This is a genomic window from Algoriphagus sp. 10J20-15, assembly GCF_055809615.1.
In genome coordinates this window covers 16,035-29,955 of the sequence record NZ_JBVVUG010000043.1, presented here as the reverse complement: position 1 = coordinate 29,955, position 13,921 = coordinate 16,035, and the positions used below count along the sequence as shown (strand labels likewise).

At 39.7% G+C, this 13,921-nt stretch carries 12 protein-coding genes; 8 read left to right on the top strand and 4 right to left on the bottom strand.

Annotation, left to right across the window (positions count from 1 at the left end; translation table 11 throughout):
- Window positions 1-3: 3 nt before the first annotated feature.
- Window positions 4-1,101, bottom strand: a complete 1,098-nt coding sequence (locus tag AC0L6R_RS17900) for an ATP-binding protein (protein ID WP_473272418.1) — start codon at window positions 1,099-1,101, stop codon at window positions 4-6.
- 168 nt (window positions 1,102-1,269) lie between these two features.
- Between AC0L6R_RS17900 and AC0L6R_RS17895 the strand changes: the two genes are divergently transcribed.
- The 4 genes from AC0L6R_RS17895 to AC0L6R_RS17880 all read left to right on the top strand — a co-directional run bounded on the left by AC0L6R_RS17895 (window position 1,270) and on the right by AC0L6R_RS17880 (window position 4,055).
- Complete coding sequence (locus AC0L6R_RS17895; RefSeq protein WP_473272417.1) at window positions 1,270-1,611, top strand: hypothetical protein; 342 nt, start codon at window positions 1,270-1,272, stop codon at window positions 1,609-1,611.
- Between the two features lie 16 nt (window positions 1,612-1,627).
- The gene (locus tag AC0L6R_RS17890; RefSeq protein WP_473272416.1) at window positions 1,628-2,086 is read left to right on the top strand and encodes a hypothetical protein; all 459 of its coding nucleotides are present in this window, start codon (window positions 1,628-1,630) and stop codon (window positions 2,084-2,086) included.
- A gap of 87 nt (window positions 2,087-2,173) precedes the next feature.
- Complete coding sequence (locus AC0L6R_RS17885) at window positions 2,174-2,458, top strand: hypothetical protein (RefSeq protein WP_473272415.1); 285 nt, start codon at window positions 2,174-2,176, stop codon at window positions 2,456-2,458.
- 457 nt (window positions 2,459-2,915) lie between these two features.
- Window positions 2,916-4,055 carry a hypothetical protein gene (locus AC0L6R_RS17880; protein WP_473272413.1) on the top strand — a complete coding sequence of 380 codons (1,140 nt, stop codon included), beginning with the start codon at window positions 2,916-2,918 and terminating at the stop codon, window positions 4,053-4,055.
- 131 nt (window positions 4,056-4,186) lie between these two features.
- On the opposite strand, the gene AC0L6R_RS17875 is transcribed toward AC0L6R_RS17880, so the two are convergent.
- On the bottom strand, window positions 4,187-4,882 hold the full coding sequence (locus tag AC0L6R_RS17875) for a hypothetical protein (RefSeq protein WP_473272412.1): 696 nt from the start codon (window positions 4,880-4,882) through the stop codon (window positions 4,187-4,189).
- A 316-nt stretch (window positions 4,883-5,198) separates the two neighbouring features.
- Here AC0L6R_RS17875 and AC0L6R_RS17870 point away from each other — a divergent pair, with 316 nt between their 5' ends.
- Window positions 5,199-6,359, top strand: coding sequence for a cellulase family glycosylhydrolase (locus tag AC0L6R_RS17870; protein ID WP_473272411.1), 1,161 nt, complete (start codon window positions 5,199-5,201; stop codon window positions 6,357-6,359).
- A 58-nt stretch (window positions 6,360-6,417) separates the two neighbouring features.
- Here AC0L6R_RS17870 and AC0L6R_RS17865 read toward each other — a convergent pair whose 3' ends face one another.
- Together AC0L6R_RS17865 and AC0L6R_RS17860 are read right to left on the bottom strand one after the other, a co-directional pair.
- Window positions 6,418-7,746 (bottom strand): DUF5723 family protein, encoded by a 1,329-nt coding sequence (locus tag AC0L6R_RS17865; protein ID WP_473272410.1) that lies wholly within the window; start codon window positions 7,744-7,746, stop codon window positions 6,418-6,420.
- A gap of 190 nt (window positions 7,747-7,936) precedes the next feature.
- Window positions 7,937-9,937: an alpha-ketoacid dehydrogenase subunit alpha/beta gene (locus AC0L6R_RS17860; RefSeq protein WP_473272407.1), complete on the bottom strand. Its 2,001-nt coding sequence runs from the start codon at window positions 9,935-9,937 to the stop codon at window positions 7,937-7,939.
- 320 nt (window positions 9,938-10,257) lie between these two features.
- On the opposite strand from AC0L6R_RS17860, the gene AC0L6R_RS17855 reads away from it, so the two are divergent.
- The 3 genes from AC0L6R_RS17855 (at window position 10,258) to AC0L6R_RS17845 (ending at window position 13,221) form a co-directional block, all read left to right on the top strand.
- On the top strand, window positions 10,258-11,352 hold the full coding sequence (locus tag AC0L6R_RS17855; protein ID WP_473272406.1) for a hypothetical protein: 1,095 nt from the start codon (window positions 10,258-10,260) through the stop codon (window positions 11,350-11,352).
- Window positions 11,353-11,681: 329 nt separating this feature from the next.
- The gene (gene rimO, locus AC0L6R_RS17850; RefSeq protein ID WP_473272405.1) at window positions 11,682-12,995 is read left to right on the top strand and encodes a 30S ribosomal protein S12 methylthiotransferase RimO; all 1,314 of its coding nucleotides are present in this window, start codon (window positions 11,682-11,684) and stop codon (window positions 12,993-12,995) included.
- 79 nt (window positions 12,996-13,074) lie between these two features.
- The gene (locus AC0L6R_RS17845) at window positions 13,075-13,221 is read left to right on the top strand and encodes a hypothetical protein (RefSeq protein WP_473272404.1); all 147 of its coding nucleotides are present in this window, start codon (window positions 13,075-13,077) and stop codon (window positions 13,219-13,221) included.
- Window positions 13,222-13,921: the final 700 nt, after the last annotated feature.

Genomic DNA, 13,921 nt, shown 5'->3' with positions numbered 1-13,921 from the left:
TTGTTAAACAGAAATCATTTGGATGAAATGTGTAATCCCCACCACCTGAATGTTTTTTGCCATCGGGTAATTTTCTTCTCTGGGAATTACCACGTGTAATTTCTCTATCCCCAAATCTTCCATTGCTAAGTAGGTGCCTTTGGTGAGCTTGGGGCTAAGGCTGAATTTGATTTCTGCGGCTGCAAGCCATTGGTTATTACGCCTGATCAAGAGGTCAATTTCTGCGCCATCCTGTGTTCTATAGTAGTACATTTCGTCATCGGATTTCAATACCGCAGCAGTTTGATTGATGACAAAAGCTTCCCATGAACTGCCCAAGACGACATTTCCAAAGATGCTGTCCATATTCTTGATCCCAAGCAGATAGTGTAGCATTCCCGTATCGCGAAAATATAGTTTGGGGGATTTGACAAGGCGCTTCTTTGTATTGACTGACCAAGAGGGTAACTCTCTCAAGAGAAATGCATCTAGCAGAAAGCTAAGGTAAGTTTTGATCGTGGGCGCGGTCAATCCTAATGATTTGGCAAAAGCCGCATAGCTGAGCACCCCTCCATGTACAGAGGCAATCATCATCAAAAATTGCCTTGTTACCCTTGGATCTGCGGGTAATCCATACTGAGGTAAGTCTCGCTGAATGTAACTTGTGGTGAAGCTGCGGTACCAATCTTGGACGAAGTCCGAATCATGTGACAAGGCAGGCTCAGGAAACCCTCCATAAATCCAGAGATCTTGGCTCGTTATTTTTTCATTAGTTTCCAAAATAGAAAACGGCATCATTTCCAGGTAGTTGATCCGTCCGGCCAAACTTTCAGAACTTTGACGAAGCAGAGAAGGAGATGCAGAACCAAGTATAATAAATCGTCCCGGCTTTCTAGTTTCATCTATGAGAGCTCTCAGTAAAGGGAAAATAGCAGGCTGATGTTGGATTTCATCTAGGATGATGGTTTTGTCTTGATTTTGGGAGAAGAATAATTCAGGATCATTCAGTTTATTTAGATCAGAGTTTTTTTCTAAATCCAGATAAATAGTATTTGTGTTAAGCAATAGCTGTTTAGCTAGGGTGGTTTTACCTACCTGCCTAGGCCCAACTATTCCAGTCACAGGAAACTGTGATATAGATTTAAGAATGGTTTCTCGATTAGCCTGTGAATCATCCCTGCAAATCTAAAAATTATTTTTAGATTTGCAGGGATGATTTCATTTATATTAGATCCTTTGTCCTATAATTCCCACCTTTCCCGACTAACTTTAAAATCAAAACTCTTTACTATGACTAAATCTCTTCTTTTGAGCCTTACCACACTTTTTGCAACTGTACTTTTTTCCTGTTCTGAAAAAGAAACCATTTCAAACCCAGCTAACCCAGCTCAAGTGCTACAGTTTGAAGTAGTAGACTCTATTATGGTGGATGCGCTGGAAATGTTAGCAGTTTTAGATTATTTGCCTTCCAAGGATTTGTATCTGATGAAGGAACTTCGAAAAGGTAAAATTTTCTTGGTGAATGGCGAAGGGAAGATTATTGACAATCGTGATATAGCCGGTGAAGGCCCCGATCAGATTCAAATGGTGGCTGAAGGCCGATTTTATGGTGAGGAGGGGTATCTTCTTTAAAGAATTTTCCGGAACCATGGATTTCAGTTTGTACAATTTGGATTTCAAAAAGATCAAGAAATTTGATGGCACCCTAGTGGAATTGAATTCCCTATCCATATATAATTATAAGCAGTCATTTTCTGTTTTTGAAGAAGAGGGAAAATCATTTATAGTAGGTGAGGAGCCTAATTCCTTTTCCAAAGCAGCAATTGATCATGAGAAGATTGGAGCGGATTTTTATAACCAAGCGAACGCTGGTTTTATTTATGATCTGGATGAGGATTCAATAACTTATGTAAATACCTATCCTGAGGATTGGGAACCTAAGAAAACCCAAAAATGGGTTGGTGAGAGTTATCCATTCTTAAGCTACAATCCCAAAACAAAAAAGGTGGCTTCATTGCCAGTTAAAGGAAATCAAATGGGCTTGTATAGGTTGGATGGTTACGAATTGATATATGAAACTGGAGTAGAGTTGCAGTCATCCAGATAGGGAGGGACATGTAGCAGATACAGAAAAAGAAGCGATGATTTATTCCAGGTTTCGCTGATATCAAAGCTTTTGGTGATTATCAAATTCGTGCAGTTCTATACAGCTATGCCTGAGGATATATATAATGGCTTTAGAGCCAAAGGAGAGAATTTCCAGTCAGATCCTGAATATAGAGATGCAATGATCAAGTATAGAAAACTGCGAAATATAATCGTGAAAGGAGATCGTCAAATAGGAATCCTGAATGAGTTCCCAGTGGCAGGATCGGTAAATCTTGGTTTGCCAGATGGTATGCTAATCATCAAAGCAGCCGACGGAGAAGTGGAGCGGGATTATAACCTGTTTTATAAAGTGAGGTTGGTGGAGGATTGAGACTTGTTGTTACTTGATTAGCAGTTAATTAACGTTTAAACTAATTATTTTATTTTTTTTATAAAAAATAGTTCAATTTACTTGCATTTTTAGTCGGGGGGGGTAAATTAAAAATGAAATTTCAAGATTACCGGTAAGGGGTGTTTTTCCTCCACCCTACTTGGTGTGAAGCGAGGATTTCATTTTAATAGTTTTAAATTATGAAAAAGCTATGTTTATTATTGGGAGGTCTAATTCTCTATTCATTTTCGGCTTTTGCCAATTATCCTCCTCCCTATTGTACAGATACATGGAACTATTGCAGTACCCATGAGAGTGCAGATATATTTATTGATGCTGCCATAGAAAATTGCTGTGCTGGGTCAAATTTTGAGTTAGTAGATTTATGCGGAGGAAATACTCAATTTATTATTATCACAACAGATGGCCCAAATTCCAGTTGCGGATAAATACGCATATGAAATTTTTAAAGACATCCATTTATCTTATAATTTTATTTTCCTGTTCGGATAAGAAAGTTTCCGAACAGGAAATTTCTGTAATTGTTAGTGATCCACAAAGTTTTAATATTGGATCTATAGATATGTCAGGGGTCATCCCTTTTATGTTTATCCCGGATCAAGAAAATAAAAACAACTTTCTGATCTATAATCAATATTTTAGACGTATAGATAGTCTGTTTTTTCTTTCGGATACTGTGTTAGCTCGTAAAGGAAATGAAGTTCCTGTTGAGGGTCCACACGGAGTCCAAAATTTTAAAAGTTTTTTTTCTAATCTTGATTACTTAGTGTATTTGAGTGGGTATGGGGTAGGAATAGATGGAGAGGAAGGTATTGATTTTGTGAATTTGGAATCATTTGATTTTATCGAAAATGATAATATGACCCAGTACGTGAGGGATATTAGTTCAAATGAGACTTTTACAGGGATAAGTACAAAAAACGATATTTATTTTATCACCAAGAATTTTGTGGATAACCAATTTGCTGTTAATCATTTTGACCTCTTCACTAAGCAACTAGAATTAATCGATTTCCAATTAAAAGACGAATTACTTAAGGTTCAGGATCCTGTCTTCAAATATAAAAATGCTGAAGTTAGAGCATTTAATTTCCCTTTTTTACTCGCCCATATAGATAAATTAATAGTTTCATATCCATTTGTGAATACAATTCAGATGATGGATGTGCAGTCAAAAATGAGTAGAGAATTTACGCCGCTAAATGAAAATTTCCCCTCAATTAAAAAGGAGCCTTTGTCTATATCTATGGATCCAACTTATGAAGAAGGAAGTGAGATGACAAGTAAGTGGTCTAATGACGTATATTTTGGCCCGATTCTACCATATCGAAATCAATTTTTTTACAGAATAGTAAGGTCCCCAGTCGTAGAAACTAGTAAAAAATATTATATAGAGGTCTTTGATATGGATTTTAATAAACTCTTGGAGAAAGAGTTATTGGAGTTGAGAGATGTTCCAAAGTTGAATTATTTTTCAACGGGTGATGATATCATCTTTCACCCAATCAAATATTTCGAAGATGATGAAGACTTCTATAATTTTTATAGAGCGAATATCGAAAGGGTAATAGATTGATGTTATGTTACCTCTCTAATAAAGGGATCGCTCACCAATAAAGCTGCCGATGGAGGAGTGGAGCGGGATTTTAACCTGTTTTATAAAGTGAGGTTGGTGGAGGATTGAAAAGCCTAATGGTAATATTGATATCACCTAAACGCATCATACACCACTATCCCCACCGAAGCTGTAATCAATTGAAGCGGACTATTCCGGGGGTTGTATTCAAATTCTCCATCGCCCTTGTCAGGCAAGTAATTAGTATCTCCTTTGGTTAAAAAGTGCATGGTTCCTCCGTCTTGGTAGTTGATTCTTAGCTCCAATTTTCCTCCATCGATTCCCGGCAGGGGAAACTGTATTCCTCCGCCGACCTTGTATGCAAAAGCCCAATCCTGCATGTCTTTGCCTGCTTCCACTACATCTTCAAAAATAGTAGGTCGTATTTTGAATCTCGAATAGAGGTAATTGGCACCTACCTGTATTTCCACAAAAGGAGTAAGCTTGCTAGTCATCGAAGGAAGGTATCTAAAGACCGCCATGCCCGAGGTGTAATTATTATTTCTTCTGATCCGAAAATCTTCCACAAAACCAGGGTAGAGGTCATTTCTAACTTCCATTTTCGTCCCATAGATTCCGTAGCTTACTTCCAATCCAGCCTGAATAGGTTGAGCATAGAATTCATACAGTAGTATTCCGGATAGGGTTGGGAAAAATGTTTTGTCCACTTCTTGCTTCAACTTCGACACAGGTATGCCACCTTTGAAGTGTCCTCCGGCTATGAAAAACTGCGCTTTTAGACTTGTCGCGATGCCTAGAAAAAGAAGAAGGAGTATAGATTTCCGCATAAACTTACAGTTAGTTATGTAAATCCGCAATCGCACCAGTAAAGGCCTAAAAGCGACTTCTAATATGGTAAAAGTTGGCATTTAGGCCACTTCGGTCATCGGTCTCCCGATAACTATCGGGACGTCCTGTAAAGCAAAGAAACTATCGCTACTGGCATCATTGCTGACAATCATAATAGTTAGCTATGCATACGGAACAAATAGGTGTGTTTGTTTAGCGAATTCCAAAAAAGTAAAGAAGAAGCCATTTATGTATACTCATCTGTTGCTTTAGCGGACTTTAGTATCTTGAAGATGTCAAACCTAAAATTAACCCATGAACACCTCAGATTCCCGAAGGAATTTCCTTAAAAAATCCGCTTTGCTTGGTACAGGTCTTAGCTTAGCTGGCAGTACTTCACTTCAGGCTTTTGCCGAAATTGCCAAATCCAAAAACAAACTACCCGCCTGGAAAGGCTTTAACCTATTGGACTTTTTCTCAGATCATCCTGATCGGGGCAGACCCACCAAACCAGAATACGTGAAATGGATCGCCGATTGGGGATTTGATTTTGCCAGAATTCCTATTTCCTATCCAAGCTACCTGGATATAGATCGCTCCCGTCCGATTCGTCATGACGAGGTATTGAATTTTGACGAAAGTCGATTGGATAAAGTGGACGAACTCGTCGAGCGCTGTATTTCTCAGGGTTTGCATGTAAGCTTGAATCTGCATCGTGCACCTGGTTTTTGCATCAACGCAGGCTTTGTAGAACCCTATAATCTCTGGAAAGATCAGGAAGCACAAGATGCATTCTGTGCGCACTGGGAAATGTGGGCAAAGCGATACAAAGGAATCTCCAAGAAGAAATTAAGCTTTGATCTGGTCAACGAGCCTTATCAGCGTGAAGATCCCAATGATCAGCACAGTCCGGGGGGACCAGTAGATGTAGTGGATTATCATCGGGTCGCCAAAGCTGCTTTGGAAACCATCAAATCAGTGAAAAAGTCTCGATTAGTGATAGCGGATGGAAATGGTGGGGGAGGTACGGCAATGCCAGAATTTGCGGATTTGGAGCTGGCGCAAAGTTGCCGAGGGTATCACCCATTCCCGATTTCACATTATAAAGCAGGTTGGGTGTATAAAGATCCTTCAACTGTTCCTCCGGTAGATTGGCCATTGACGCAAGGGGAAAGGACGCTTGGCATTGAAGAAATCAGACGGTATTATGCGCCTTGGAAAGCGTTAGTTGATCAGGGAATTGGTGTGCATTGCGGAGAATGCGGCTGCTATAATGAAACTCCCCATGAGGTATTTCTGAGTTGGTTTGGGGACGTGCTGACAGTTTTAAAAGAAAATGGAATTGGGTTTGGGATTTGGGAATTTTCAGGAGCTTTTGGAGTAATGAATTCCGGAAGAAAAGACGTGGAATATGAAGACTGGTACGGTGAGAAACTTGATCGGAAGTTTTTGGAATTACTAAGAGCTCAGATTTGAAAAAGTCATAGAGTAAGTAAAAAAGGTCAGGGATTTCGAAATCCCTGACCTTTTTGCATTAATAAGGGGAAACCTTATACAATGGAATTTTCAAGCCTACATATACATCAGCACTTTTGGAGGAGCTGGAAATTAGATTTGTCAAAATTGATCCTGAACCTATGGTTACAGGACCAGCCCGGAAACCAAAGCCCCAAGCCACGCTTGAATCGTATTGTCTTACACTAATAGGGCTGTAAACACTTATCCATCTCATCTCAAATCGAGGAGTGACTGAGAATGAATTGATAATGTTGCTGACAGGAATATCAGACACTTTTTTTACAGAGAGTGCTCCTTGAGCACTTACAAAAAACCTATTGGTGATGCTATAATCAGCAAAAACTTGAATAGCTGTTGGTAGGCCAAACTTAGTTTTTTCTAACGTTTCTGACCCTCGGTAATTGTCCGCAAGAACTTCCTCTAGGTCTTTTTCGTCAAATTCATTAGCATCAATTGTGGCATTCATGTCATATCTGAAATTACTTGTGCCGCTGTAATTAATAGCCCCGATATCCGTGACAGATAGCCCAACTCTTAATTTGTAAGGGTTTTCATCCCAATTATCTGAATCTCTAAATTCATACACCACTCCCAGATCTGCTCCAAAACCACCCGTGATATCTGCAAAATCAATTTCCTCTGAGTCAAAACCAGAAGTGTAACCATAATTCAGATTACCTGCCGTAGTAAGTGCTTCGTTTGTAGAATTGTAATTAGCTGATAAATTTGGGCTAAATCCAAAAACTCCACCCGCACCAGCTAGGTATTTGATTGTGGCGCCGGCTTTCAAGAAATGCTTATCCTGCTCCCAGACTACCCGGGCATAGGTTACTCCGAATTCTGCCCAAGCGTGGACGACTCCTGAAAGATCATCCATTGAGACATTGAAATTATCTACATCCTCATCGCCAGAGGTGACTTCGTAAAGCTCGCCGCCAATATTATGGATGTTGAAAAATGCTCTCGCACGCGTAGTGATTCCTATACTACTTTTTTCATTGAGATTGAAAAGGGCAGAGGGGCCTAGAATGTCCACATTACCAAAGAAATTATTGTTATCCAATGGGTTTTTCTCAGCATCAGTATCGAAATCAAAACCATCACTAAAGTTTTTAAGATTGCTTAAATCTATACTGATGAAATCGTTTCCCACAAAAGCGCTGGCAGAAAAAAGGTTGATGTCCAGCTTCATTCTAGAATCTGCCGCATTTGCTGGATTGATCAAGAGAGAATGTACTCCTGCATAATTGTCAATGGTACTACCTACAAAAGACTGTGCAGAAGTAAGGTTTGTGGCATTGAAAATAAGCAGAATGATAAGGAGATTTAAGTAAAATTTTTTCATGACGTAGTTATTAAAAATTAAGTTTAAAATTGAAAAAGAGTCTATTGCAAGCAGATAAATATAATATATCCGCTGTTATTAACTGGAAATGAAATCCAAAATCCCAATTTCAATTGTTTTATACAAATTGGAAGTAGTTTACGGTTACTTTGAGTTAGAATGTGGAATTGGATAGGTTAAGTAGATTGACTTAGAATTTTGATAAATAGTCCAATTTAGCTTTAAATCGCTCCACCGGCAGAAATTGCTTTTCTAGATTTGGTGCAAAAGGCACCGGCGTATCCAAGCTTCCTTCCCGCATCACGGGAGCATCCAAGTACTCAAAACAATGTTCGGAAATCCAAGCGCAGATTTCAGCTCCAATTCCACCCGTCAGGCAATCTTCCTGTAAGAAAATCACTTTTCCAGTCTTTTTTAATGTAGCTTTCACAGCTTCTTTATCCCAAGGTAATAGCGTTCTCAAATCTAAAATATCGGCTGACAAATTTAGTTCTTCCACTGCTTTCAATGCCCAATGAACTCCCATTCCATAGGTGATGATGGAGATTTCGCTTCCTTCTTTTACCAAATTTGCTTTGCCAATTTCAACCGTATAATATTCGTCTGGAATCTCAGAGCTTATAGATCTATACATTCCCTTGTGCTCAAAGTAGAGGTAAGGATTTGGATCTTCGAAAGCCGCATTCAGCAGGCCTTTCGCATCGTAAGGGTTGGATGGATAGACGATTTTAAGGCCTGGCGTATGGAAAAACCAAGCTTCGTTGGACTGGGAATGGAAAGGTCCCGCAGCCATCCCAGCTCCAGTTGGCATTCTAACTACCACATCAGCATTTTGTCCCCAGCGGTAATGGATCTTTGCTAGGTTATTGACTATTTGATTAAAGCCTACAGAAACAAAGTCTGCAAATTGCATTTCAACCATGGCTTTGAAGCCCCTGATGGAAAGTCCAAGTCCAGTTCCTATGATCGCGCTCTCGCAAAGTGGTGTATTGCGAACTCTATCCGCTCCAAATTCTGCCTTGAAACCATCTGTGATTTTGAAAACTCCTCCGTATTCTCCTATGTCTTGACCCATTAGAATGAGATTAGGGTATTTTTCCATGGATTGACGGAGCCCATCTGAGATTGCGTCAACTAGTCGCTTTTCGGATTTTGGCGAGTTTGGAGAAGGTGAAATAACTTCCTGCGAAAATGGCGCATAAACATCCCTTAGTTCAGTTTCTAGGTTAGGGGAAATGGCTTCCTCAGCGAAGGCAATATCCAACCCATCATTTATGGCTTTTTTGACTTTTTTATTAATCCGTTCTTTTGACTTCCCATCTAGCATGCCTAATTCTTCCAAGAAGTGCTCGTAGTTTTCCACGGGATCCAGTTTGCTCCAATCCTCCATCAGTTGCTTGGGTACGTACTTGGTTCCTGAAGCTTCCTCGTGTCCTCTCATCCGAAAAGTGATGGCTTCTACCAAAACAGGGCGTGGGTTTTGACGGATATCTTCAGCTAGATTTTTGATGGCAGTATATACTTCGAGTACATTATTTCCTTGGATTCGAATAGCTTCCATTCCATATCCAGGACCTTTTTCGGTAAAGTGTTTGAAGGCGAATTGCTCTTCACTCGGTGTTGAAAGCCCGTAGCCATTATGCTCCACCACAAAGATCACAGGCAATTTCCAGACCGCTGCCACATTCAAACCCTCGTGAAAATCACCTTCCGAACTTGCTCCATCTCCCGAGAAAACAACCGTTACTTTCTTCTCTTGCGAAAGCTTATCCGCTAAAGCGATTCCATCTGCAATGGCTAATTGAGGGCCAAGATGAGAGATCATTCCTACGATATAATGCTCGATTGACCCAAAGTGAAAGGAGCGATCCCGGCCTTTGGTGAAACCCGAAAGCTTTCCCTGAAACTGAGCGAAAAGCCGCTCCAAAGGCATATTTCTCCCAGTGAAAATTCCTAGATTTCTATGCATCGGAAGGATGAATTCGTCTTCATTCAGAGCATTTACTACCCCAATAGAAATTGCTTCCTGACCCCAGCCACTAAACCATTTGGATATTTTACCTTGGCGTAATAGAATCAGCATTTTTTCCTCGATCCTGCGAGGTATGATGAGCGATTCGTAGAGTTCTATCAGTTTTTGATCAGTTAGATTCTTTCGGTCGAAAGCTAAAGTTGCGGTAGTGGTTTCCATGGAATGGCGATTTCCATCCTAAGTTACAGGAAGGAAGCAAAAAGGCAAAGGAAGAATCCGCGCCCTGCAAAAGGGCCCCGACGTGAATCGGGGCGAAAAATAAATGCAAGGAGTTAAAAAGTTTGCTGTACGTCTCAAAAGTAGAAAAAAGGGGTTGCTCCAACTCAGAAAGCGAGTTAAGCTTAGTTTAAGATTATGTAGTTGGAAATGATCTTTAGATAATATTGGCTTAAGAAAGCAAAAAAATCATCTGGTAATAGGCTGATGTCCAAAAGAAAATAGAAATTGAGAACATAACTTTAACCCAAAATCTAGCACCTATGAAAATCAAGTCACTCGGCCTTTTAGTCAGTATTTATTTTTTAACTGCCCTTGCTGTATTCTCCCAAACTCCACGCAAAACTTTAATCAGCATTTCTTCAGATAAATTTTATATCAATAATGAATTGACTTATGCTGGTCAAATATGGAATGGACATACTATTGAAGGTTTATTGATGAATTCAAGAATGGTGCAAGGAGTATTTGATGATCTAAATGCGGAAACTGTTAAAAATTGGGTGTATCCAGACACTAAGAAATGGGATGCAGATCGGAATACGGATGAATTTGTAAGCCATATGGCTAAATGGAAGTCTTACGGCTTGTTATCCTTTACGATTAACCTGCAGGGAGGAAGTCCGTACGGCTATTCTCAAAGTCAGCCTTGGATCAATTCTGCCTACACCGAAAGTGGAGAGCTACGACCTGCTTATTTCAATCGCTTGGAGAGGATATTGGATAAAGCAGATGAATTGGGAATGGCGCCTATGCTTGGACTGTTTTATTTTGGGCAGGATGAAAACCTTGCTGATGAAAAAGCTGTGGTAAATGCTGTGAGCAATGTAATTGACTGGTTGCACAGCAAAGATTATAGAAATGTGCTAATCGAAGTAAACAATGAATGTAATATTCGCTATGATCATCCAATTCTTCAGCCTGAGCGAGTTCATGAATTGATAGATCTGGTGAAAAGTAAGCAGAAAAATGGGTTTCGATTTCTTGTGAGCACTAGCTATGGTGGGGGAGAAGTGCCAAAGGAAAATGTCGTGCGAGCTTCCGATTTTATTTTGCTTCATGGCAATGGTGTGAAAGATCCGAGAAAGATTATTGAGCAGGTGGAAGCGACTCGTAAGGTGAATGGATATATGGATAAACCTATCGTTTACAATGAAGACGATCATTTCAATTTTGATCAGGATTTAAACAATTTTACCGCTGCGGTTTCCGCCTATGCTTCCTGGGGTTATTTTGATTTCCGCATGAAGGATGAGGGATTTGAAGAAGGGTATCAAAGTGTGCCAGTTGATTGGGGAATCAACTCTGAGCGGAAGAAGGGTTTTTTCGAGTTGTTGAAGGAGATAACGGGGTATTGAAGAATTTAAAATGAAAAATTTAAAATTTTGAAACTCGCATAAACTCTATCAGAGAAGCAAAACCTTTGAGGTTTTACAAACCTCGGAAGTTTAGTTAAAATTAATCCCAATCCTGAAAGTTTTCACTTGCAAGAATAGAAAGAGCTGCCTTTTTAATAGAGGCAGTCTGAAGACTGCAAATTGGTAAGCACAAGTCATGAGACTTGGGCTAGGTGGTTTATGTTTAGAGATTAGGCTCATTTTAAATTTCAAATTCTCAAATTTTAAATTCAAAAAAGTGTGAAGCTACTTTTTTGTCTACCTTTGCAGCCTCAAAAAGTAGGAAAACTGTGAAAGCGAGAACGTTAAAAAAAGACAAAGTCAATATTGTAACCATGGGTTGCTCCAAGAATCTTGTTGATTCGGAGGTGCTACTTACCCAGCTTCGAGGCAATGGCATCAACGCTACCCACGAGTCGGGCACGGATGACAATAACATCATCATTATCAATACTTGCGGGTTTATCGACAATGCAAAGCAGGAGTCTATCGACACCATTTTGCAATATGTGGATGCCAAAGAGCAAGGTTTGGTGGACAAAGTCTATGTGACAGGGTGTCTTTCGCAGCGTTACAAAGATGATCTGGAGAAGGAAATTCCACAGGTCGATGCATTTTTTGGTACTAGGGATTTGCCTGCGATTTTGAAGAAATTCAAAGCAGACTACAAACATGAGTTGGTAGGGGAGCGCTTATTGACGCACTCTTCGCACTATGCATATATGAAGATTTCCGAAGGTTGTGATAGACCTTGTTCTTTCTGCGCTATTCCTATTATGCGTGGAGGACACATTTCCAGACCAATTGAAGAATTGGTGAAGGAAGCGGAGCATAAAGCCGCTGGCGGAACGAAGGAGTTGCTTTTGATCGCTCAGGACTCTACTTACTATGGATTAGATATCTATAAAAAGCGGAATCTCGCTGAGTTGATGCGCAGACTTTCTGATGTGAATGGCATTGATTGGATTCGTCTACATTATGCCTATCCAACTGGTTTCCCTATGGACGTGATTGAAGTAATGAAGGAGCGGGAGAATATCTGTAATTACCTGGACATTCCTTTGCAGCACGGTTCTACAGATGTGCTGAAGGCTATGCGTCGAGGTACAACTCGCGAAAAACAAGAAAACTTAATTCACAGCATCCGTGATATTTTGCCTGATATCGCTATTCGTACCACACTAATTGCCGGACATCCTGGAGAAGGTGAGAAGGAATATCAGGAGATGGTTGACTTTGTGGAGCGAATGAAATTTGAGCGTTTGGGAGTATTTACCTATTCTCATGAGGAAAACACGCATGCTTATTCTATGGAAGACAACATTCCTCAGGAAGTGAAGCAGGAGCGTGCAAACAACTTGATGGAGATTCAGGAGCAGATTTCTTACGATTTGAACCAAGAGAAAATCGGCAAGTCATTCAAAGTCCTAATTGATAAAAAAGAAGGCGGTCACTTCGTAGGTCGTACGGAGTACGATTCTGTGGAAGTGGATAATGAAGTGTTGATCGATGCTTCAAAATTCTATTGCCGAGTTGGAGATTTTGTAAATGTGAAAGTAACTGATGCGACAGAGTTTGATCTGTATGCTGAAGTGGAGGAGTAATTAGAGTTTGGATTTGAAATAACACGAAATGCTAATCCATCGTATTAGCTAGAGTATTTCAAAATTGTTAACTTTCATCATGCTGACTATCAATCCAAAGTATATTACAGACCAATTAGGAAATAAGATTTCTGTGGTTCTTTCAGTGAAGGAATTTGAAGCAATGGTGGAAATGCTTGAGGAAATGGAGGATGTTCGTCTTTATGATCAAGCCAAAAATTCTTAAGATCCTTCCATTCCAATTGAGGAGGCATTTGAAATGATAGCTGCTCTTAGAAAAGGGGAATAATGGCTTATCAGATCGTCGATCTGTATGCAAGGGTTGAGGGGTAGGATGAAATATCGCCTGCTTCGGTGTCGTTATGCTGCTTCTCCAGAAGCAGCATTTTCATTATTTTTAAAGTTCAGTGTGCAACTGACTCCTTATTATTTACGAAATAATTTTTAAACTTTAATAATGAGGCCATTTCAAGTTTCTGATCAGCATGCAGTTTACTTTTTAGAAGGTAACTACCTTCAGTTGAGGCCTCTTTGCGTGTAATTTTTAATAAAATCTTACTAGATATTTGCAATGTATAATAATAATATTGATTTAGTTTGTAGTGTTTACAAACTGTTGACTACGTCAGCTATTTTAAACTAAATCTTTTAGAATTATGAAAAAAATGATTTTTGGCTTAGTGGGATTATTTGTTTTGTCCCTTGCCGCATTACCTGCAAATGATGCCATAGCTAATCCATACAAGATTGTGTGGCAACGGTGTGGAGCGGGAAGTGAGGTAGATTAGGTAATTCGTTGTAGGCTCGAAGGTGGAGATGAATGTTTTGCAAATTGGCAAGGATTCTGTGACGAACCTCCGGAAATAGGAGGTTGATTTGTAAAAATATATACCTTGGCTATAGTTTCTGTTAGCCAAGGTATAGTT